The organism is Acinetobacter sp. MYb10 (genome assembly GCF_002980175.2).
In the GTDB taxonomy this organism is placed as follows: domain Bacteria; phylum Pseudomonadota; class Gammaproteobacteria; order Pseudomonadales; family Moraxellaceae; genus Acinetobacter; species Acinetobacter guillouiae.
Genome location: NZ_CP058272.1, coordinates 2,132,066 through 2,155,213 on the forward strand (window position 1 = coordinate 2,132,066; position 23,148 = coordinate 2,155,213).

Annotated in this window: 20 protein-coding genes; 10 read left to right on the forward strand and 10 right to left on the reverse strand. The window is 39.1% G+C overall.

Translation table 11 applies throughout. The features are described 5' to 3' along the window. Window positions 1-2: 2 nt before the first annotated feature. Window positions 3-1,811, reverse strand: a complete 1,809-nt coding sequence (locus CQZ96_RS09900; protein ID WP_416377031.1) for an ABC transporter substrate-binding protein — start codon at window positions 1,809-1,811, stop codon at window positions 3-5. Window positions 1,812-1,830: 19 nt separating this feature from the next. Next, on the reverse strand, window positions 1,831-3,621 hold the full coding sequence (locus tag CQZ96_RS09905) for an ABC transporter substrate-binding protein (RefSeq protein WP_416377033.1): 1,791 nt from the start codon (window positions 3,619-3,621) through the stop codon (window positions 1,831-1,833). Window positions 3,622-4,344: 723 nt separating this feature from the next. On the opposite strand from CQZ96_RS09905, the gene CQZ96_RS09910 reads away from it, so the two are divergent. The 5 genes from CQZ96_RS09910 to CQZ96_RS09930 all read left to right on the forward strand — a co-directional run bounded on the left by CQZ96_RS09910 (window position 4,345) and on the right by CQZ96_RS09930 (window position 9,636). Then, entirely contained in the window at window positions 4,345-7,020 is a 2,676-nt protein-coding gene (locus CQZ96_RS09910) for a TonB-dependent receptor (RefSeq protein ID WP_218619754.1), read from the forward strand. A gap of 151 nt (window positions 7,021-7,171) precedes the next feature. After that, the gene (locus CQZ96_RS09915) at window positions 7,172-7,867 is read left to right on the forward strand and encodes an energy transducer TonB (RefSeq protein WP_105713261.1); all 696 of its coding nucleotides are present in this window, start codon (window positions 7,172-7,174) and stop codon (window positions 7,865-7,867) included. A gap of 26 nt (window positions 7,868-7,893) precedes the next feature. Next, window positions 7,894-8,760, forward strand: coding sequence for a MotA/TolQ/ExbB proton channel family protein (locus tag CQZ96_RS09920; RefSeq protein WP_105713262.1), 867 nt, complete (start codon window positions 7,894-7,896; stop codon window positions 8,758-8,760). Window positions 8,761-8,774: 14 nt separating this feature from the next. Continuing rightward, on the forward strand, window positions 8,775-9,200 hold the full coding sequence (locus CQZ96_RS09925) for an ExbD/TolR family protein (RefSeq protein WP_034610077.1): 426 nt from the start codon (window positions 8,775-8,777) through the stop codon (window positions 9,198-9,200). 19 nt (window positions 9,201-9,219) lie between these two features. Next, window positions 9,220-9,636 carry an ExbD/TolR family protein gene (locus tag CQZ96_RS09930; RefSeq protein WP_105713263.1) on the forward strand — a complete coding sequence of 139 codons (417 nt, stop codon included), beginning with the start codon at window positions 9,220-9,222 and terminating at the stop codon, window positions 9,634-9,636. 187 nt (window positions 9,637-9,823) lie between these two features. Here the strand turns inward: CQZ96_RS09930 and CQZ96_RS09935 are convergent, their stop codons facing one another. Together CQZ96_RS09935 and CQZ96_RS09940 are read right to left on the reverse strand one after the other, a co-directional pair. Further along, a complete protein-coding gene (locus CQZ96_RS09935; RefSeq protein ID WP_105713264.1) occupies window positions 9,824-11,326 on the reverse strand; it encodes a CoA-acylating methylmalonate-semialdehyde dehydrogenase in 1,503 nt (500 codons plus the stop codon). A 195-nt stretch (window positions 11,327-11,521) separates the two neighbouring features. Then, window positions 11,522-12,862, reverse strand: a complete 1,341-nt coding sequence (locus CQZ96_RS09940) for an MFS transporter (RefSeq protein WP_105713265.1) — start codon at window positions 12,860-12,862, stop codon at window positions 11,522-11,524. Window positions 12,863-13,336: 474 nt separating this feature from the next. On the opposite strand from CQZ96_RS09940, the gene CQZ96_RS09945 reads away from it, so the two are divergent. After that, window positions 13,337-13,888, forward strand: coding sequence for a LuxR C-terminal-related transcriptional regulator (locus CQZ96_RS09945; protein ID WP_004722910.1), 552 nt, complete (start codon window positions 13,337-13,339; stop codon window positions 13,886-13,888). Between the two features lie 59 nt (window positions 13,889-13,947). On the opposite strand, the gene CQZ96_RS09950 is transcribed toward CQZ96_RS09945, so the two are convergent. The 4 genes from CQZ96_RS09950 to CQZ96_RS09965 all read right to left on the reverse strand — a co-directional run bounded on the left by CQZ96_RS09950 (window position 13,948) and on the right by CQZ96_RS09965 (window position 15,970). After that, the gene (locus CQZ96_RS09950) at window positions 13,948-14,292 is read right to left on the reverse strand and encodes a zinc ribbon domain-containing protein YjdM (RefSeq protein ID WP_034610071.1); all 345 of its coding nucleotides are present in this window, start codon (window positions 14,290-14,292) and stop codon (window positions 13,948-13,950) included. A 112-nt stretch (window positions 14,293-14,404) separates the two neighbouring features. Next, window positions 14,405-14,758, reverse strand: coding sequence for a DUF488 domain-containing protein (locus CQZ96_RS09955; protein ID WP_004722913.1), 354 nt, complete (start codon window positions 14,756-14,758; stop codon window positions 14,405-14,407). A 248-nt stretch (window positions 14,759-15,006) separates the two neighbouring features. After that, the gene (locus tag CQZ96_RS09960) at window positions 15,007-15,453 is read right to left on the reverse strand and encodes an SRPBCC family protein (RefSeq protein WP_004722915.1); all 447 of its coding nucleotides are present in this window, start codon (window positions 15,451-15,453) and stop codon (window positions 15,007-15,009) included. Window positions 15,454-15,601: 148 nt separating this feature from the next. Further along, window positions 15,602-15,970 (reverse strand): ribonuclease E inhibitor RraB, encoded by a 369-nt coding sequence (locus tag CQZ96_RS09965; protein WP_004722917.1) that lies wholly within the window; start codon window positions 15,968-15,970, stop codon window positions 15,602-15,604. Window positions 15,971-16,172: 202 nt separating this feature from the next. Here CQZ96_RS09965 and CQZ96_RS09970 point away from each other — a divergent pair, with 202 nt between their 5' ends. Both CQZ96_RS09970 and CQZ96_RS09975 read left to right on the forward strand, forming a co-directional pair. Continuing rightward, entirely contained in the window at window positions 16,173-16,931 is a 759-nt protein-coding gene (locus CQZ96_RS09970; RefSeq protein WP_228722796.1) for a hypothetical protein, read from the forward strand. 141 nt (window positions 16,932-17,072) lie between these two features. Next, the gene (locus tag CQZ96_RS09975; RefSeq protein ID WP_056514736.1) at window positions 17,073-17,654 is read left to right on the forward strand and encodes a hypothetical protein; all 582 of its coding nucleotides are present in this window, start codon (window positions 17,073-17,075) and stop codon (window positions 17,652-17,654) included. A gap of 16 nt (window positions 17,655-17,670) precedes the next feature. Here the strand turns inward: CQZ96_RS09975 and CQZ96_RS09980 are convergent, their stop codons facing one another. Beyond that, window positions 17,671-18,681 (reverse strand): metallophosphoesterase, encoded by a 1,011-nt coding sequence (locus tag CQZ96_RS09980; protein WP_105713266.1) that lies wholly within the window; start codon window positions 18,679-18,681, stop codon window positions 17,671-17,673. Window positions 18,682-18,843: 162 nt separating this feature from the next. On the opposite strand from CQZ96_RS09980, the gene CQZ96_RS09985 reads away from it, so the two are divergent. Beyond that, window positions 18,844-20,472, forward strand: coding sequence for a phospholipase D family protein (locus CQZ96_RS09985; RefSeq protein WP_004722927.1), 1,629 nt, complete (start codon window positions 18,844-18,846; stop codon window positions 20,470-20,472). Between the two features lie 141 nt (window positions 20,473-20,613). On the opposite strand, the gene CQZ96_RS09990 is transcribed toward CQZ96_RS09985, so the two are convergent. Further along, entirely contained in the window at window positions 20,614-21,426 is an 813-nt protein-coding gene (locus tag CQZ96_RS09990; protein ID WP_105713267.1) for a lysophospholipid acyltransferase family protein, read from the reverse strand. Window positions 21,427-21,774: 348 nt separating this feature from the next. Here CQZ96_RS09990 and hflX point away from each other — a divergent pair, with 348 nt between their 5' ends. Further along, complete coding sequence (hflX, locus tag CQZ96_RS09995; protein ID WP_004722930.1) at window positions 21,775-23,106, forward strand: ribosome rescue GTPase HflX; 1,332 nt, start codon at window positions 21,775-21,777, stop codon at window positions 23,104-23,106. Window positions 23,107-23,148 lie beyond the last annotated feature (42 nt).

Below are 23,148 nucleotides of genomic sequence, written 5' to 3' on the forward strand. Positions count from 1 at the left end.
GGTTATTTTTTCATATCAAAATACATCCATTCCGATGGAATAATCGGATGCTTTTTAAAGCCGATGACACGCGGTTGCGCCAAAGCATTGCGATAACGCGTCGATGCCATTTGTACCGGCATATACACTTCTAATATCCGCGCCATCTTATGATATAAAGCATCACGCTCAGGACCCGGTTTCAATTTTTGGGTTTGTTCATATAAGCGATCATATTCAGGAATTTTCATGCATGCACTATTGGTTGCATGGATATTCTTTCCATAAAACAGCTGCATAAAGTTATCTGCATCGGGATAATCTGCAATCCAAGCTGATCCCTTAAACATGGTTTTACATTGTTTTTCAGCTTTTAAACCTTCCGCAAAAGGCAAGGATTTGGTGGTCATTTTGACCTTGATATTGTCTAAAGTCTTTTTCCAAAATTCAGCACTTTGCTGACTACGTGTACTATTTCCATAAACAGTTAATTCAATCAGTAAGGGTTTGGCATTCGGCAAAGTACGCCAGCCATCGGCAGCAACCTTATAATGATAACGATCTAACAGTAAATTGGCCGCTTTGACAGAATAAGGAATACTGGTTTTATAGTTTGGATCATGCCCAATCACCCCATAAGGGATGGGGAATTGTAAGCGTTGTGCATCACCCTTCATCAAAATCTTAATTTGATTATCAGGTGAAAAGGCCATTGCCATGGCACGGCGTAAAGCAATTTTTTCTTTACTCAAACCACCAACAACAGGGTTTTGCATATTCCAGTAATAATAATCAATTGAAGGATCGGCAATACGGGAAAGTTGAATACCTTTTTTGGCAAGTTCGGGTTTAAGCTGACCGTCTTGGATGGCTTGAACACTGAGATCACCATCCAGCACAAATAAATCAGTTTCATCTTTACTAAATGATAACCAGCGTGATTGTGATTCTTCCATCACTTGAATATCGACCACACCGATTTGCGGCATTTTTTTGCCTTTCATCGCATCTACAATTTTTTGATCTTCTGGCGTGGATGCTTTGAAATCCCAAACATAACCACGATAATCTGGATTGGCTTTCAGGATAATCCGTGAGCCAGGTGTCCATTTTGCCAAGACATATGGACCTGTTCCCACAGGATGGGCCATGGCAAAGCCAGACCGATCTCGATAGTGTTCAATCACTTCTCGTGCCACTGCACCAGCTGGTTGATGTGCCAACAACATTGGGAAGTTTTGATCAACTTGTTTCAGTTTAATCACCAAGGTATAACGATCTGTGGCCTGAAGTCCTGCAACTGGTAGATCATAATTATACTTGCCTGTTTTTTTTGCTTGCTCAAGCACTTTGTCCATGCCTAGAATTTTGTCATCAAACAACCAACTATTGGGCGAATGCAAACTTGGGTCTAGCAACCGTTTATAAGAATAAACATAGTCTTGCGCGGTTAATTCACGGGCTTTGCCTTTAAATACAGGATCTTTGGCAAAATAAATACCTTTTTGAATTTTAAAGGTATAGGTTAAACCATCAGCACTGACTTCAGGCAGACTCACTGCGGTACGGGGAACTAATTTGGCGGGTGTTGCTAAATAATCGTAGGTATATAAGCCTTCAAATATTGAATTATGCACATGCGCAGAATAAAGATCTTGTGTGCCTGCTGGATCAAAACCCGTTTCTGCAACGGGGAAAACATAACGTAAAACTTTATTTGGATCCGCTGGGCTTTTGGCAAATACATTCATCGTGCCTGTCAGGAGCATACCGCCCAAGAATGCACTGACCCCAATCTGCTTTAACTTTTGCTTTAAATCATCCTTCATCATTTTATTCAACTTCATCTGGTTATTTTTTAACTGGCTGAACATCAAGGTATTGCCAAACGGTATTGATCATTGGATGTGCTTTATAGCCTTGAACTTGTGGTTGCAACAGCCAATTGCGAATACGGGTACTATGAATAATCCAAGGGTTATCTGCCTCTATCTGCCGACTGATTTTTTCATAAAACGGCGTTCGTTGTTGTGGCGGTAAAGTTAACGCTTGCTGATACAGTGCATCATAAGCTTTAGATTGATAGCAACTTAAATTTCCTTTTCCTGAGTTCGGACCATAAAGCAATTGGGCAAAATTTTCTCCTTCAGGAAAATCAGCAATCCATGCTCCACCCCAAATCATATGTTTACACTGCATGGCCTCTTTTAAATTATCGGCAAAATTACTGACCTTAAATTCAACACGCACCCCAATAGCATCTAAGTTTTTCTTCCATAACTCAGAATGAATGACTGAGCTTGAGCTATTTTCAGTATTATATTTCAAGGTAAACGGCTGCCCGTTGGGTAAAGTTCGATAACCATCTTTGCCTTTCTTATAACCAAATCGATCCAGTAATTTATTGGCCAATATCGGATTATAGGCAATACTACTTCTATATTGAGCATTGTGCCCTTGCACCCCATCTGGTACCAACATTTCAGCTCTAACCGCTTGACCTTTATAAAGTTGCTTAATCGCTTCCTGTTGGTTATATGCCAATGTAATGGCACGGCGTAGTGCTATTTTGTCTAGACTATAACCACCCACAATCGGATCTTTCATATTGAACATGGTATAGGTGATTTCAGGGTCTTTATTGGGAAAATGTTGAATGCCCTGTTGTTTAAGTTCTGGTTTTAATTGTGTGCCGTTTAAAGCCTGTGGAACCGCATTTGAGGTTAATTTGTCAAAATCCAATTGGCCTGACTTAAATGCCAACCACCTTGACTGTTCTTCCTCAATAATACTCACGACAACTTTACCGACTTGGGGCATTTTTTTACCTGACATTTCTTTGACAAGTTGGTTATCCCATGCCGTTCCTGTCGATTTATAATTCCAAATAAAGCCACGATAGTCAGGATTTGCCACCAGCTCAATTTTACTGCGTGGTACGTATTTACTCAGTTGATAAGCGCCTGTACCTACAGGATGCTGCCCGATACGATCACCATAAAACTCAACAACTTCACGCGCTGTTCCGCTAAAAGTGACATAGGCCAAAATATAAGGAAAATTATAATCTGCACGGGTTAAGGTGAATTGTAGGGTGTATTTGTCTAAAGCTTTAAGCCCTGCAATGGGCGCATCGTAATTAAACTTGCCTGTCTTTTTCGCATTGGCAACCACTTGCTCTAAGCCTTGGATTTTGCCATCAATAAAAGAATAGGTAGGCGAATGGTTTTTCGGATCACTCACACGTTGAATCGAATAAATATAATCTTGGGCAGTCAATTCACGTCGTTTGCCTTTGAACGCAGGATCATCGGTAAAATAAATGCCAGGCTGAATTTTAAAAGTATAGACCTTGCCCTCTTGTTCTATTTTTGGCAATGCTTGTGCCGTATTGGGTACCAATACCACGGGACGAGCCAGGTAATCATATTTGAGTAAGGGTTCAAATATCGCCTCTGCAATATTTCCACTGTAGAAATTATAGGTTTTCACCATATCAAAACCATCATCTGGTGCTTCAAAAGCCAAATTCAGGATTTTATTCGGTTGTGCAGGCGTTTTCGCAATCGCCATTTCCCCACAACCCATTGCACCGACCAACAACGCAAATTGTAAAAGCTTGGATTCCAAATTCACACCTATGTATTTTTATTCATCAAATTATTTAAACAGAATACTGGCAGCACCATCATCCTGTCGATTGCTGCTTTGGTGCCGAACCAGAACGTTAAATTAACAATAGTGAAAAATTGAACGATATAACAGTATTAAATACAAAGCGAATATCATGCCACTACACTTACCCCTTCTAAATTTTGTTTATTTTTACCGTAATAAAATCACATTTATTCAATAATTATCTGTGATTGACATCCTATCGTCATCTTCAGTATCAATCTAAATATTAAATTCAGATATCGTTTATCAGAACTACTCATAATGCACAGTTTAAGTACACACACGTTCCAAAATTGATCACTTATTTTATCAAACACTATAAATATCAAATTAATTATTTGATTTAAAATAATTAATAGCAAAAATAAAGCCATAATTAATAGTTATACCACTCATTAAATATAGTTAAACTCTTTAATTAACAAATAAATATAAAGAAAAACTAAAACCTTTTGAGTGTTTTTTAACCACATCTTCATATTGTATTAACATTAATCAGGTCTATTTCCAAACTTATTTTTCTACTATCAAGTCACGGATGAATAAGAAGATTAAACACTAGTCACGTAAATTCTTATCATTTTTTTGTATATTTTTAAAACATATAATTAGATAGTTGGCACTTGAATTGCTAGAAAGCAATGCAGCAATATCGCTAAGTACAAAAAAAAACGGATGTCTGAAAATATGAAAGTAAACAAAAATGTTTGCACTTTGGGATCGCCAACGATGGGGAAAACGTTACTAAAATTAAGTACGCTTAGTCTAAGTATGATGTGCCTATCGCTAGCGCATGCAGCAGAAACTGAAGAAACAACACAGCCAACAAAAGTAGCCAAAGTCACAGTTACAGGGTCTTCAATTAAAGGGGTTGCAGCTCAAAGTGCTTCACCCATTACGATTATTAAAGGTGAAGATTTAGCCAAACAAGGGGTAACCACTGTCGAAGAAGCCTTGACCAAAGTCAGTTCAAACCAAGCTGGTTTTTCTACCTCTCAAAACATCGGGCGAAGTAATACCGAGGGTTCATCAGCCAATTTACGTGGTTTAGGAACAAATAAAACACTGGTCTTATTGAATGGTCGTCGTTTAGCTTATAGTCCGTTTAGTACATCAACCACCAACCTTAATATTATTCCAATGGCAATGGTTGAACGTATCGAAGTCCTTCGTGATGGTGCATCTGCGGTTTATGGTGCAGATGCAATTGGTGGTGTGGTCAATTTTATTACCAAAAAATCCTTTGAAGGCCTCAACATCAGTGTGGGTGCAACTCAGCCCGAAGCCAGTGGTGGTGATAAACAAGATATTTCCATCTTTGGGGGCTATGGTGATCTGGATGAACAAGGCTTTAACGTTTACGGTGTAGTCGATTATCGCAAAACCAACAATATCATGGCAAAAGACCGCAAGATCAGTCGCCGTGGTGGTGTGATCCCTGAACTCGGTCTAGATGCCAGTTCAATAAATGGATTCCCTGCAAATTTTCTTGATCCAAAAAATAATATTTTGGCAAATCCATATGGCAATACAAATTGTAATAACACGCCTAATGTCGTTGCAGATGGCGGATTATGTTATCTCAATACCCAAGCATTAATTGGGATTACCCCAGAAGTTGAAACAATTTCAGCGCTTGGTCGTGGAACCTTTAAACTTTCAGATAAATTTAATCTGATTGGAGAATATATCTTCTCGCGCAATGAGGTCACCACTTCAGTTGCACCCGATGTATATAGCCGTTCGGTCACCCTACCCTCGACAAGTCAATATTATCCTGGTAAAGGCATTGTCCCTGCAGTGAATGGACTCAGCGATGGAGATTTACAACTCTATCTGCGTTCACAAGGTGGAAATCGCTCAGGTAAAACAATCAATGATTCACATCGTGCATTTGCAGGAATTGAAGGTGAAGCCTATGGTTGGGATATCAATGCCGGTTTAACCTATGCAAAAAGTGAAGCAACAGATAGCTTTAATGCGGGTTATCTCAATCAAAGTAAGGTTCAGGCCGCTTTAAATAATGGTTCACTCAATCCATTTGGCCCTTCAGCCGATGCTAATATTTGGAAATCCTTTGAGGTTAAAGGAGATACCAATAAAGCCAGCTTAGACTCAACCTCATTTGATGTCACCGTATCTCGTCCAATCTATACACTACCCGCAGGTGAGGTTGGATTTGCCTTAGGCGGAAGTTTTACCAAACAAAATTGGGATCAAAAAATTAATGCTGAGATCGTCAGACAAGTACCTGGTAGTGGTACAGATCCAGATAAACCTGTGAGTAAAGGTGATCGAGATATCTCTGCGGTATTCACTGAATTACATATCCCGATTTTAGCCAATTTAGAAGCGCAACTTGCAGCACGCTATGATGACTATAGTGACTTTGGCGATACCTTCAATCCAAAAGTCGCTTTACGTTGGGAACCGTTAAAGCAATTGATGTTCCGCACCTCATACAGTACAGGTTTCCGTGCACCAAGCTTATACGAAATCAACTCACCACAGAGCCAAACCTACACTGGTCCAAAATACAATGACCCAGTACTCTGCCCAGATGGCGCCCCAACTGAACCAGAATACCAAACAGAATGTAAAGTTCAATTTAAACGTATGCAAGGCGGAAATCCCGACTTAAAAGCTGAAGAGTCAACATCTTATACTGCTGGGCTTGTGTTTGAGCCAATCAAAAATCTGGTATTCACAGCAGATTACTACAACATCAAAGTGGATAATTTGATCGATACGATTTCCGATTCAATTATTTTTGCTGACCCAAACAAATATTCAAGTTTATTTGTCCGTGATGCAGATGGACGGATCAAATATGTGAGTACGACTTTGATCAATATGGGTGGAATTAAAACTCAAGGGGTTGATTTAAGTTTGAACTATCTCACACCTGTGACTAAAACAGGGCGTTTTGGTTTTGGTATTGATGGGACCTATGTCATTAAATATGACAAACAAGAAGAAAAAGACGGTGAATGGATCAGCCGTGCAGGTAGCTATTATAACCAACAAGTCTATTCACGCTGGAAACATGTTGCCAATGTCAATTGGAGTTACGACAACTGGAAAATGATCTTTGAGCAACAATTTAGTCGTGGTTATAAAGACTCAAATTCTATTGGTGAAGCCAAATATGACAACCATCGTGTCAGTGATTACATCCTGTATAACATTGCGGGCACTTATAGTGGATTCAAGAACTTAGAACTTACTGGTGGGATCAAAAATATCTTTGACCAGGATCCGCCTGCATCCAACGTGAAGGATAATTTCCAATATGGTTATGACTCCAGTTATGCAGACCCAACAGGTCGCGCATATTACGTCAGAGCAACTTACAAATTCTAATTAGGCATTTTGCAAACATGGTCTAGATCTAACCTAGTCACGGTGTTTGCGAAATTGATTCATTCACTTAGCCAAACAAAAGAATTGAACAGAATTTTTTTATCGTCTCTCTTTTACTATTTATTGTTTGTCTCTCATTTCAGGAGTAGCAATGGGCAAGAATTTTTCAGAATTAGAAAATAATTCTTCCAAACGCCTGATCGGGATTGGAGCAGTCATCTTACTGCATCTAATCATTCTCTATGGCTTGATTACAGGTTTATCCAAGACAGTTGAAAAACCAGCGGATGAACCTGTTGAATTACTGATTATTCAGGACAAAAAACCTGAACCAGAAAAACCTAAACCCATTGAAAAGCCACCAGAACTGCCAAAGTTGGTGGAGAAAGTATTGAAAACACCAGATCCAAAGCCGACTGAAAAATCAATGGAAAAACCGACACCAACACCAAAGCAGACGCCTACCCCCACAGCAACGCCAAAAACCTCAGAGAGTCCTGAGCCAACACCGACGCCAAAACCTGAAACGACGCCAAAACCTGAACCAGCAAAACCCAAACCAGCAGGTGAAACACGAGGTGTATCGAGTGGAGAAGCGGGTTGTAAAACACCTGATTACCCACGTGAATCTTTACAAAACGAAGAGCAAGGTGAGGTTCTTATTTCGGTATTTGTGGGTAGTGATGGAAAGGTTAAAGAAGCCAAAGTAAAAAAATCGAGTGGGAGTAAAAGCTTAGACAAAGCTGCCTCGAAAGCTTTTAGCTTATGTAAGTTTAAACCTGCTTTAAAGAATGGTGAACCTCAAGATTCTTGGTATGACATACCTTATGAATTTGTACTGAATTAATCAATTAAATAAAAATTTGGAGATAAATGATGAATAAAACGCTGAAATCTGTACGACTATTTGCTTCTGTTGGGATTTTAACTGCAAGCACCCTACTGCCTGTATCTAGTGTATTTGCAGAAGAAACCACTGCAACGCCTGCGACTGTAACGACGACCAATACAGCAACCAGTGAAACACATACACCACCACCTAAACCAGCAACAACACAAGCTGTTCACAACCCTTACGGTTTAGAAGCACTATGGCGCGAAGGTGATATTGTGGCTAAATCAACCTTATTTATCTTGGTCCTGATGTCGATTGGAACATGGTACATCATGGTGACCAAGTTTATTCAGCAGGCAAAAATTAAGCGTCAAGGTAAAGAAGTTGAAGCCAAATTCTGGGATGCTGCATCAATTGACGGCGCTGCGGGAACGCTAGGCGAAGCAAGTGCTTATCGTTTTATTGCTGAAAAAGGCATTAACTCAACCAAAAAACATGGCGGAAACCTACTTGAGCGTATCGACTTTAATACTTGGGTCACAATGTCGATTCAACGTGCAATTGATAAAATTCAAAGTCATTTAAGTGGTGGTTTAGCATTTCTTGCAACCGTCGGTTCTACCGCACCATTCGTTGGTTTGTTCGGTACAGTTTGGGGAATCTATCATGCACTTACTGCAATTGGCATTTCGGGTCAGGCCTCTATTGATAAAGTTGCTGGACCTGTCGGCGAAGCACTGATCATGACTGCAATTGGTCTTGCTGTAGCTGTGCCTGCGGTACTTGGTTATAACTGGCTCACCCGCCGTAATAAAGCAGTATTGGATAATGTACGTACTTTTGGTTCTGACTTACATACTGTTCTACTCAGTGGCGAGATCAAAAACAGTGGTGATGCGAAATAAATGAGGTATCTATTATGAGCATGACAGTCAATTCAGGCAGTGACGAAGATGATGTAATTTCAGCGATTAACACCACACCTTTGGTGGATATTATGCTGGTTCTGCTGATTATATTTTTAATCACCGTCCCCGTTGCAATTCACACGGTTCCAGTCAAGTTGCCTGAGGAAAAAAATACACCTTATGTCACTAAGCCAATTAATGTGCAAATCGCGGTCAATAAAGCGGGAGATATTTTTTGGAACGAAAAGTATATCGCAGATAAAAATACACTGATCAATCGTTTACAGGCTGAGGCAGCAAAACGCCCACAGCCAGAGGTACATATTCGTGGTGATCAAGTGACAAAATTTGAAGCGATTGATGAAGTCATTAGTGCTACCAAGCAAGCAGGTATCGGCAAAATCGCTTTTGTCACGACACCTGTTGCCGCACCATAATCGGGAGAAGGAACAGTTTATGGGTATGAATGTAGGTGCCAATAAAGACGATGATGATGTGATGTTAGATGTCAATATGACGCCACTTATTGATGTGATGTTGGTGTTGTTAATTATGTTTATTATCACCATCCCAATTCCAAATAATGCGATCAATATTGACTTGCCCAATGGCGCACCACCACCGACCAATGAGAAGCCACCTGAGCCAGTCAACTTACGTATTGACCCTCAAGGTAAAATCTTTTGGAATGATCAAGCTGTTGAAAATAAACAAGCGCTAGAAGTTTTATTTGCGGGTGTTGCACAGAAATCAGATCAAGATCCGATTAAAGTGCAGCCCGATAAACTGACTGAATATAAGGATGTGGCAATGGTGATGGCAGCCGCGCAACGATTAAATGTTAAAAAAATCGGAATTGCAGCAAGCCAATAATATTTAAGGGATGAACAAAGCTGCACAGTGCAATCGACTTGCAGCTTTGAGTCCTTGATCTATGCAATCTTTCGGGACGATTTATTCATAGTGCAACATTATAAAGAACACAACACTCGATATATTTGGCATTCACTCACACTTAAAAAAGTCAGCATCTGCTGGCTGATCATCGACATGGAATCAATTAAGTGATTTTAAATGCCAAAGAAATGGCTTGATCTTGTTGTTCAGGATCAGGCCATTTTTGTGAAACAGATTTTAACTTGGTATAGAAACGAGCGGCATCTGGACCATATAAATGCGACTCACCAAATTTTGAACGTCGCAAACCACCAAAGTTAAAATAACTCACTGGGAGTGGTACAGGCACATTAACACCAATCATGCCCGACTCAACTTCCATAAAGAAGCGGTGTGCTGACTTTCCATCACGGGTAAAAATCACCGAACCATTGCCATATTCATGGCTATTGGTCACAGCAATTGCCTCATCTAAACTATTGACGCGTAAAATTCCTCGCGCTGGGCCAAAAACTTCTTGTTGATAAAAATCCATATCCATAGATAGATAATCAAATAAAGTCGGACCAATATAATAGCCGTTAGCATACTCTGGATGTTTAAAATCACGACCATCCACCACCAACTCAGCACCATCTGCAATACATTGATCAATTGCCTTTAAAACAGATTGTTGCGATTGCGCACTAATCACCGCACCAAAATCTGCAGTCGGATCATTGTATGCGCCAACTTTCAATGCTTTGATTTTTTCTATGATATGTTGGCGTAAGTGATCTGCCGTTTCAGCACCTACGGGAATCAGCAGTGATACCGCCATACAACGCTGACTGGCTGAACCAAACCCTGCTGAAACAAAGGCATTTGCAGCCGCTTCAAGATCGGCATCAGGCATCACCACCATGTGATTTTTCCCGCCTGTAAATGCTGCAACACGTTTGTTATGTGAGGTGCCTTTTTGGTAAACATATTCACCAATCTGTGTAGAACCCACAAAGCTCACAGCTGCAATTTCAGGATGTTCAAGTAATGCATTGACTGCTGCTTTATCCCCTTGTACAACATTAAATACATCGTCTGGAAGACCCGCTTCTTTCCATAACTCTGCAAAAAATAATGCAGCCGAGGGCACTTTTTCAGACGGTTTCCAAACTACTGAATTACCCACAGAAACAGCCATTGCCATCATGACAGCAGGAATCATGATGGGAAAATTAAACGGGGTAATACAGCCCACCACACCCACAGGAACCCGTACAGAAAACACATCGATGTCGCCTGCAACATTACGTGCATATTCACCCTTTGTAATCTGCGGTGCATTACAGGCAAATTCAATTCCTTCAATCGCACGGCCAATTTCACCGATTGCATCGGCAATGGTTTTGCCATGTTCACGACCAATGATTTCTGCCAATTCAGCCGTTTTGGCAATCATTAATTCACGTAATTTAAATAGAACTTGCAAGCGTGTAGCATGTGAAGCTTTTGCCCATTTTTTTGCATTTGCTGATGTCGCAGCTTTCACCGCAGTATCAATCACTGTTGCATCACCATAAGCACAACGCGCAATTTCTTCACCCGTAGAGGGATTAAATACTGGGCCTGAATGTTGAGTTTCTGTGATATGACGACCTGAAATATAATGTCCGATCAAAGTATTCATCCTGATTTTTCCTTCACGCTGATACTGAAACTAAATTAAAAATGCTACTGAAGTCGGTCTTTCCATGACCGTTTTGGCGAGAAAGCCCCATATTCCCAAGACTGATAAAGGAAATATTCATATTCATTCCTGAAAATTAAGCGTGGTAAATTGAATGATTGATTGCAATGCTGTGATTTGAATCACTGCTTTGCATTAAACAGACAATTTGCTTTTCACTGATTTACGTTGTCTCGCGGGGCTAAGATCATCACGCTTCATAAAGAAGCTACAGAAGATTGCGAAAATCGCCATGCTCATGATGTAGGTAATAATCAAATGCGGGCTACCATTACCAATACTTAGTAGTTTGGTGGCGATCAATGGTGCGAGTCCACCGCCTAATACACCTGCGAATTGAACTGAAATCGAGATGCCACTGTAGCGAATTTCGGCAGGAAACTGTCGAGCAAATAACTGAGACTGTGGCGCATACATGATCGGAAACACCACGCCGATTGCTAAAACAATTGCAGTCCATACCAAGACTGGGTCCTTGGTATCCAACATGCTAAAGAACGGATAGCAATACAATGCAAGGACCACTAGGCCAAACATAAACATATTGCGCTGCCCAACTTTATCGGATAGATGTCCACACAATGGCGTCATCACCATGATTAAGCCTGCACCACAAATCGTTGCAAACAAAATGTCTTGGCGAGGAATACCTAACTTGGTTGTGGTATAGGCTAAGGCAAAAGTTGAAGCAATATAGAACCATGCATTTTCAGCAGCACGGGCAAAGATAATCGTGAGTAATTCACGCGGATGATTTTTAAAGACCTGCATTGCTGGAACTTTAACTTCTTGTGCTTGTTGTTTTACTTTTTCAAAATCTGGTGACTCAGGCACTTTGACACGGATATACCAACCCACACCTAACAATAAAATGCTAGCAAGGAAAGGCAGACGCCAGCCCCAACTAAATAGACTTGCTTCGGGTAAAAGTGAAACTAAAGCTAATGCGATAGAGGCCAACATTAAACCACCACCAGCACTTGCTTGAGGTAAACTTCCCCAAAAGCCTTTGCCACCCTCAGGTGCATGTTCTACAGCCATCAACACGGCACCACCCCACTCGCCGCCCATTGCCATACCTTGAATAAAACGCAAAATCACCAGAAAAAATGTCGCCCAATATCCAATACTTTCGTAGGTTGGCAATAGGCCAATTAAAACGGTAGGAATCCCCATCATAATCAATGTGGTTAGCAGCATGGTTTTTCGACCAATTTTGTCCCCAAAATGACCAAAGATAATGCCTCCCAACGGACGTCCAATAAAGCCAACAGCGTATGTGGCAAACGCGGCCAATACACCTGTTAATGGATCAAGATTGGGGAAAAACAGTTTATTGAAAATTAATGCTGCGGCTGCACCGTAAATAAAAAAGTCGTACCACTCGATTGTCGTTCCGACCATGCTGGAGATACCCGCCAGACGGTGTGAAGACTTTTTCGGTTGTTGAGGACTTGATCCTTGTATATGCTCCATCGCTACCTCGCCCAATTCTTAGTATTGTCATCCATTCATCACCTTAGAGATAATCCATCCTGATTATATTTATTAAGGTGATCTAATTCTTTTTACACAAATAACTTAAAATAAGAAGCCAAGATTAATATTGATTTATCCTAATAAAAAATTCTAAATAACCTGAGTGCTTCTTATCATCAATGTGAATCAATTGCTTTTTTCAGTCAACACCCTTAATTACTTAAGTAGTTTTTAAAATTCAATAAATAAATCAAATACAATTACTTATACAAAACTCTACCAATATAGACTAAAGTTAAATATAAAAAATGTGATCCATTACAAACTATTCGAAACTCTAAATTTATATGCATCACATTAAAAAAATAATCTATTTAATTTTCATCATATTATAAAAAATCAACGATCGAATACTTGTTATTTCTCGCTATCGCGTTATATTCATTATTATACTAAGTAAGGATGCTTATTATGAACTATAATAAAATCGCATTTGATTTTAGCCCTGCACCGATTGTTGTATTAAGTTATCGACACATGATGGAAATGAATGCTGCATTTGCCAATCTGTTTGGCTATGAGCGTGGGGAATTAATTGAGCAATCCATAGTCAAAATTTTTCCTAGCCTTGAGGATTATGAAAAGGTTGGGAATGATGCATTACAAAGCTTATTGTTAAAAAAAAGCCATTACTACTCTGATCAGCGCTTTATGCAGCACAAAAATGGCGAAATCTTTTGGACACATACCCATGGGCAAACCTTAACACCTGAAGATCCCTTTAAATTGATGGTCTGGCATTTTGAACGTAAAGATCAGGTGCTGTCTTCTAAGCAAAAATTGACTAAACGTGAATCAGAAATTACCCAATTGATTGTCAATGGATTTACCTGTAAAGAAATTGCACGAAAATTAGAGCTGTCGCATCGGACCATAGAAGTACATAAAGCAAATTTAATGAAAAAGTTGGGCGTTCGCTCCAAAGCAGAACTAACCTCAAAAATTATTATTCGAGAAAAATGATATAGACAAAAAAATGATCACAGTTGAATTGCTGTGATCATTGATGAACCTCAAAAAAATTAAGCTTTTTTCACAAATTCTGACTTTAACTTCATGGGACCAATACCATCAATTTTACAATCAATATCATGCCCATCATTACTGTCTACCAGTAAACGAATACTTTTGACTTTGGTTCCTACCTTAACCACTGCAGAAGAACCTTTAATTTTTAAGTCTTTAATCACTGTCACTGAATCGCCATCTGCCAAGATATTGCCAACAGCATCTTTAATCGTCACGCTGTCATCTGCTGTTACTTGCTCGCCATCTTTCCATTCATAACTACATTCTGGGCAAATCAATAAATCGCTATCTTGATAGGTATATTCTGAATTACATTTTGGACAATGTGGCAAAGACATAATAAGCTCAACTTCGGTTCAAATCACAATCATAGCATTTTAAGATTTTTCATCAACTTAAAAACCATAATAAATATAAGGAATAATTTAAAATCAACCGCGATCAATAAAACTAGGCTTTATGATTTAGAACATCCAACAAAACACTGACATGATTTCGCCCTTGATTTTTGGCCGCCGTTAATAAGGTTATAGGACCTTGTGCTATAAGTTTCCGCAGCTCTTCTAATTGTACTGTAACCTGTGATAATTCAACGCGATAACGTTGTTGAAACTCATCCCAACGGTTTTCGCTATCCTCGTGATACCATTTTCTGAGTTCATTGGACGGGGTAATTTCTTTCGGCCATAAGTCAATCTTAGCATCATCTTTTTTAATACCACGTGGCCACAAACGATCAACCAAAATTCGTTGACCATCTGTTTCTGAAACCGCATCATAAATTCGTTTGCTATAAATCGTCATTGTTATTCCGAACCGAAGTTATTCTAAAATTATTCCAAATGATGAGAAATATGGTTGTGTAAAGTGACAATGTGGGAATAAAAACACATTGTCCCCCATCACAGCTTAGCCTGCAAACATAGGCGAGGCTTGGTGCTTACTCAGGCAATCAATGATTGAATTGTATTGCCCGTTTAATGGATGATAGATGAATGATATAAATACCAAAGCAGATCTATAGCGATAGTTTATAGGTCACTCACGCGAGTTTATTGATCTGGAATTGTTGGATTGACCAAGAGACCAAGTAATTGCAAAGACTCTTGCCATCCCAAATAACAAGCCTCAACAGGAATCACTTTAGGAATACCTGACTGGGTAATATTGACTTCCGTTCCGACAAGCACACCTTTTATTTCAATGATTACTTCAATTTCGCCAGCGAGTTCAGGATTATCAAATCGATCAAAATATCGTATGCGTTGGTTGGGAATCAGCTCTGCATAAGTTCCACCAAATGAATGGATTGTACCTGTAGAGAAATTGGTAAATGACATTCGATAAGAACCACCAACCGTTGCATCCATTTGATGAAGTTTTGCTGTAAAACCATGTGGAGGCATCCACTTTACAATTGCATCTGGGTCTAAGAAAGCTTTATAGACTCGCTCTGGTGGTGCACTAAAAACGCGATGCAACTTTACCGTATTACTCATACTCATATCCTTGACTATTATTGTTGTTGAAAATCAAGTTTAGCGCTGTACAAAGCTTTCATTTGTATGGTTTGAGTAGTCTGAAACTTAAAAAAAAGCATATCAACAAGGATATGCTTTTAAAACAATATGCGTCGTCTAAAGACCATTATTCTTCATCGTCTTCATCATCAAATATATAGGTTGTACATCCCCAACCATCATATTCACCTTCAAACTGCTCAGCAATTTTACTAAACCATTGCTCTAAATCAACAACATCTTCGTAGTCTGGAATCAGATGAACATAAACCGTAATCACCCATTCATTAGGCTGCACTTCTTCATCCAAATACAGCGAAATTTTTTGCTCTTCGTGTAAAAGATAGATTGCACATTTTTCAGCAAGTTCTTGTGTTTTAAAATACACAGAAAACTCGATTTCATGTACCTCTTCTAAATCATCACCATCTTCGTGCATTTGCCAAAGTAGATTACCGTTATCATCTTCTGGGAATTTTTCAAAATCACGAGTCATGGCCAAGCCCTCTTTTAAGGTTATAAATATTATGACTTTTACAATAGCAAAGTTTTATGACAGTTTTAAAATATTGCCTATTCGCACACAAATTACTACTTTTATTTGGCATCAATTTGTAATAAAAATTGAATTAATTCTATGATTCAGGGTCTGTTGTTGATCAATATTCATTGATGATTAAACCAATAATGAAAGGTGCATGATGCCAAACTTTAACCCACAACAACGACAAGAAATTCTGTTACTGATTCAACAAGGTCGTAAAGTTGAAGCAGTTAAATGGGTCAAAGACCACTCAGATTTAGGTTTAAAAGAAGCCAAGGATTATGTAGAAAATCTGACAGAAAACGCATACAACTTCGCATTTGCAGATACAGCTCAAAGTGATAGTTCCCGTGATATAAACTTGCAAATTCCTCAACAAGACATCCTTTCCCTAATCCAACAAAATCGTAAAATTGAAGCGATTAAACTGGTCATGGAAAATTCAAACCTTGGGCTAAAAGGTGCCAAAGACTTTGTAGAACAGCTCACTGAAAATCCCAATTTAGCCATCAATCAGTTTCAGTTCGATGATGATTTTTATGACAGTCAGCATCCTCGCTATAAGACAATTCAGTCAAATTTTGAAACTGGTGAAATCTATGTATTATATCAAGATCATCAAAAAGTGTTGATTGATGAACATCATCCTGAATGGGATGAAATTATGCGTCATTTTACACAAGGTGAAACATATGATTCGGCTGCTGCCTATATTGCTGCGATGAAAGCCAAAGCACGTGATAGTGCTGTCAATTCGACACATAATGTTCAACCAATTCCCCGCCCATCCAGCGTGACAACCCAACCTGTCGGTATTGAAGATCAAACCAAGAAAAAAGGCTTACCTATTTTTATGCTTGTTGTGATTGCGATTGTTGCTGTGATTGCCTATCAATTTTTTATCAAGCAATAAGATGCAACACCGCGATAAAATTTAACACGGCAATAAAATTGAATGTGCAATGCAGGATGATTAATAAAGTTTAAAACAGTCAAAAGAAAGCCATTCAACTAAACGCTATTGTCCTCATCATTTAAATTATTCGAGGTGCGTATGTACCAATTGAATCAAACACAATTACAAACATTGCTTGATCTGCTTGAACACCATCAAACAGAACAGGCTGAACAATTCCTTATTGCACACCTTCAGCTAGATCCTACCGCAGCAAAAAATTTAGTCCGCATCCTACATGAATCACCAGATGCGCTTCAGGCTTTTAAAGCAAACCCTCAAATTTTATCGGGCGAAATGCCGAATATAAAAAATGAAAGCAAATCTTTTGAATTCAACTTTTCATCTAGTACGGTGAAAATGACCAATCAGGATGGTAAGACCATTGAAATCAATGATCAACATCCAGACTGGCAAGAGATCAAAAAACAATTCCAAATCGATTTGACTCAACCAGATGCTTTATCCAAATTTGCCGAAAATTTTATGCAAGGACAGACGCAAAATACCTCATCACAAGCAAAGTCTTCATCTTATGATTCAACAAGCCCTACTCACGCTTCGGTTCAAACCTCAGGGGTGGAAGACTTGAGTCATCAGAATAAGTCCAGCAGCATGCTGTTATTGATTGGGTTTCTTGTTTTGATTGGGATTGCAGCCTTTTACTATTTTAAAACATGATTGATCAGTATGAAATTTAACTCAGCTCAATAATATCAATGGTTGGTGGTACTCTAAACCGAAAAGGTACACCCACCATACCGGTACCGACACTGACAAATACATCGGCATTTTCATGCTGATACAAGCCTCGTTTATGACCAAGGATAGAAACTTTTTTCATCACATAACTGGTCAACCACGGCAATTCAACTTGCCCGCCATGTGTATGCCCTGACAGCATCAACGGACGCGTAGGCAACTGTGGCACCATATCTACCGTATCGGGGTTATGTGACAAAATTAACCACGGCTTGTCTTGAGGTAAATCAGGCATATAACGCATATCCGCCTTGCCTGCCCATAAGTCCCCGACACCGATTAAGCGAAAATCATCAAATTCAACAATTTTACCTTCAATATCCATCACGTTATTGGCCTCTAAGGCACTGGCCAATAAAGCTTGAATCGGTGGTCCTGGATACTGCTCATCATGATTACCATTTACTGAATAAACCGGAGCTTCGATCTGTTTTAAAATCGCCAGTTCTTCAACCAATTTATTTTCAGGTTCATAGGTCCAATCCCCTGCAACCACAACAAAATCGGGTTGAGCCAAATTAATTTTTTTGACAATTGTTTTAAGCTGACGCTCATGTCCAGAAAACAGACCAATGTGTAAATCTGCAAGCAACGCAACTTTAATCGGTTGAGTAAAGGCTTTCTCCTGCCCCAACGAATATTGTATATGCTGAACATGAACCCGATGTGGTTCAATAAAGCGTGCATAAATCAGCAATGCACTGAGCAAGAAAATAAAAATACTTTCATGTAATGAGAATTTTCCGATATAACCTGCATAAATGCTAAAAAATAACAACGGAATTAATAAATAAGACAGGTAGAATGCCAGTAAATGGACGAAAGACTTAAAAGGATGGATCGTTTCAGTTCTAGATTGACTTAACCATGCTTGGCTTATTCCCCATATCGCAAGCACAATGAAGCAGAGATAAAAAATTGATGTAACAGTTAGGGTTGGAAACATATTCAATCTCGCAAGTCGCGTGTACTTGTCATCTCTTTATTTATCTTTTGAAAAGGCTACATTGGCATTTCATAAATGGATTGCATTTCGGCAAACATCGACGAATTGTCAATATATCCTCAGGCAATTATACTCTAGCTCTGAGAAATCTTAGAAAATATTATGCAAAGAACGATCAATCGTAATACCCAATTACAGCAAAAAGCTCACAATCACCATGCTTCAAAATATTGGGTGATGATCGGTTCTTGCCTATTACTCAGCCTTTCTGCCTGCTCAACCCTACCCCGACAAGAAAATATTAAACCCGAATATGCCTACGATATAGACACCAAAGACACCCCTTTGGCGCAAATTATTTCTCCATTAAAAGCGCAAAACCCTGAGTTAACCGGTTATCACGTTCTTTATGATCCGCTGGAAGCAATCGCAGCACGCATCAATTTAATTGAAAAAGCACAAAAAACTTTAGATTTGCAATATTACATTTGGGACAATGACAAAATTGGCTCATTGGCTTTATACAAAATTATTGAAGCCGCAGATCGCGGTGTTAAAGTTCGTTTACTGATTGATGATAATAATGCTAAACAAATGGAAGGGGTTTATCTCGCCTTAGATCAACACCCAAACATTGAAGTAAAACTATTTAACCCTTACCGTTTTAGAAGTATTCGCCCCATCGACATGGTGCTGGATTTAAAACGTATCAATCGTCGCATGCATAACAAGACCTTTACTGCTGACAATCAAATTTCATTAATTGGCGGACGTAATATGAGTAATCAATATTATAACGTCAGTGACAATTACCAATTTTCAGATGTAGATGTCATGCTGGTGGGTCAAGCGGTAGATGATATTACCCACTCCTTTGACGAATACTGGAATCATAGCTACGCTTATCCGGTGAGAAATATTGTCAATCACAGTACCTACACCTTACGTTATGACAGCCTAAAAGAACAATTAACCCATCATTACCAAGAAATTACGGTTCAAAATTATTTGAATTTAAGTAATCGCACCCATGCTTTTGATCAGTGGCTCAATCAGAATATTCAACTGGATTGGGTCAAAGCAGAGGTGGTCAAAGATGCTCCTGATAAAATTCAGGCCAAGGCCAAAAAAGAACAGCATCTTAACTTCCAAATGGTGAAGCGCTTAGATATCCCGACTCAAAATGTCGATCTGATTTCTGCTTATTTTGTTCCGCAAAAAAAAGGAGCAAAGAAACTGGTTGAGTTGGCAGATGAGGGCGTTAAAGTACGTGTCCTGACCAACTCATTTAAAGCCAATGATGTCGCGTTGGTGCATGCATTTTATGCAAAATATCGAGATAATTTATTAAAAAATGGTGTCGAGCTTTATGAGTTTCTGCCTGCCGTTTCTGAAGAGAATCTCTATGCCAATTCAGAAGAAATCTCAAAGAAAGCCAAAGTTAGCTTAAAAGGCTTAAGCCGTTCTAGCTTGCATGCCAAACTGATGGCTGTAGATAATAAACAAGTGTTTATTGGCTCATTTAATTTCGACCCACGTTCAGCCAACTTAAATACTGAGATTGGGGTCATTATCAATAGTCCACCGTTGGCGATTGCTGTACATAAAACTATGGACGATAATTTAAAAAAATATGCTTATAAGCTGGTTTTAGATTCACAGAATAAAATCAACTGGCTCAAAGAAACGCCTCAAGGCATTGTCACTTTAAGAAAAGAGCCAAAAATGAAGTGGTGGCAAAAAGCAGGAATTAAGGTGATTTCTTGGTTGCCAATTGAGGGCTTTATGTAAGCTGATCATTTTGCCTTAAATGATCATCATCTCATGTGGTAAATGATGCACGCTTAAAAGATCATACTCATTTACCACAGAGACATAGCTAGGTTCGCTTCTACTTAAAACAATCTAAAAGCTTTTGATCCTTAGCAAAGCCTAGCCCTGCAAGACTTCTTTCTGTAGATCTTCCAAACCTTTTTGCATCATCAATTGCACTTGTTGCGTCAGACTTTCAACCGTATGCCCTTCTGTTGCAATCGCAGGAAAAGTTTTGAGATGCGCCACAACCTTTGGCATTTCCAGCACAGCTTGGACATGTTCGACAAATGTGGTTTCACCAATAAAAGGCACTACGGTATCTAATTGCCCATGTTGATTTACATAGCAAATCACACATACTTGTACAGGTTTCTTGGCTTCGATTGCTGCACCTAAGATCCGACCATGTACTTTTTTGACTTTTGAACCATCTGTGGTCGTTGCTTCAGGGAAAAACAACACTGGAATATCTTTACTTAAGAACTCAGCGATTTGCTCTCGAATACGCACCGAATCCCCTGAACCACGTTTAATAAATAAGGTTCCACCACCTTTAGCCAAATTGCCAAAAACTGGCCATTTTTCAATTTCAGCTTTCGCTAAAAAGAATACCCGTGCCCCTGAACCTAAAACAGCAATATCCAACCATGAAATATGATTACTCACCCACAATGCTGGTTCACGCGGAATATCGCCATGTACACGCACGTCGACATTAAATACTTCACTTAAACGGCGACAAAAATACTGCACATAACGGGTATTTTTAGGATTATTCGGATCTTTATAGAGTTGATGGCGGTAAACCAGATAAAAGCCTTCTGCAACAGCAGATGTTCCTGATACCAGTTTTTTACTGTACAAAAAGACTTTAGATAAAGCACTTAATTTCGATGATTTTGACTTTTTGATTGCTTGTTGTTGAGTCATAGATATTCACTAAACAAAATGTATGTCATATTAAACTGACACTATTGTATACATATCTAAATCAACTTGCATTCATCATAAAGACAACAACATTGATTTACTGTGCGAAATGAATAGCCAAATCACCTCAACGCTAAATTGTAGCAAAATTTGCGCTCCATCAAGCAGCTATACATTTTTACTAAATTTTAACTCCCCCGTTAAAACAACAGGAAAACCCAAATTAAGATTTCACCATAAATTCATATATTTATAATTTTATTGCAATACTTTGCATACGGCTTAGGATTTCACACGGAATATCCTTTAGAATGATTTTTCTAATCTAATGTCTGAGTTTTACAATCTGTGGAATACTTTGATCAAAATCAAGGTGGTGAAAAAACCATTTTAGTCAGTGTGAATGTTCAAATCTTAGAAGATCTTGATGCAGAAGAATTTCGATTACTGGCTAAATCTGCGGGCGCGGATATATTAGAGCATTTAAGCGTACAACGGATTAAACCCGATCCTAAGTTCTTTATTGGTTCAGGTAAAGCAGAAGAAATTGCTGAACAAGTTGAAGCTGATGAAGTGGAGTTGGTTATTTTCGACCAAGCACTGTCACCCGCTCAGGAACGTAATTTAGAACGTATTTTAAAATGTCGTGTGATTGACCGTACGGGTTTGATTCTTGATATTTTTGCGCAGCGTGCCCGTACTCATGAAGGTAAGCTGCAAGTTGAATTGGCTCAGTTGGATCATCTTTCATCACGTTTAGTCCGCAGTCGTAGCAATCTAGACAGTCAGAAAGGCGGTATTGGTCTACGTGGACCCGGTGAAACCTTACTTGAAACAGATCGACGTCTATTACGCATCCGTATGGAACAGCTCAAAGATCGTCTGGAAAAAGTCCGAAAAACACGAATTCAAGGTCGTGCTGCTCGCCAAAAAGCCAATATCCCAACCGTATCTTTGGTCGGTTATACCAACGCAGGCAAATCAACACTTTTTAATATTTTAGCAAATAGTGATGTTTATGCAGCGGATCAATTATTTGCCACACTCGATCCAACCTTACGCCGTTTAGATTGGGATGGTATTGGCACGCTTGTTCTTGCAGACACTGTTGGTTTTGTGCGCAATCTCGCTCATTCTTTAGTCGAATCCTTTAAGGCAACTTTGGAAGAAACTTTAGAAGCGTCTTTACTGTTACATATCATCGATTCGAGTAGTCCAGATGTCATGGAACAGATTGATGCTGTAGAAACGGTGTTAAATGAAATTGGCGCAGATGTTCCGATATTAAGAGTTTATAACAAGATCGATCAAAGCGGAGAAGAAGCCAAAATCGTTTATGCTAAACCGCACCAACCTGAACGTGTTTATGTTTCAGCCCATACACAACAAGGTTTAGACTTGTTACGTAAAGCGGTCCATGAATGTTTGATGGGCCAAATTCAACGTTTTGAACTGCAATTAAAACCCGCTTATGGCAAGTTAAAAAATCAACTTTACGATCTTAACGTCATCGAATCTGAGCATTATGATGATGAAGGCAACTTACAATTGGTGGTTGCCATGGCACCACAAAAACTGGAACAGCTCATCAATCAGGCACATCTACCCCTCGTTGAAATCCTTGGAAATAAGGCAGAACAATTTAAAAGGCCGTTAGAAGAGTTTGAAATAAAGCGCTAAATCGGTTAAAACGTGAAAGATCAATTTTTATAAATAAACACA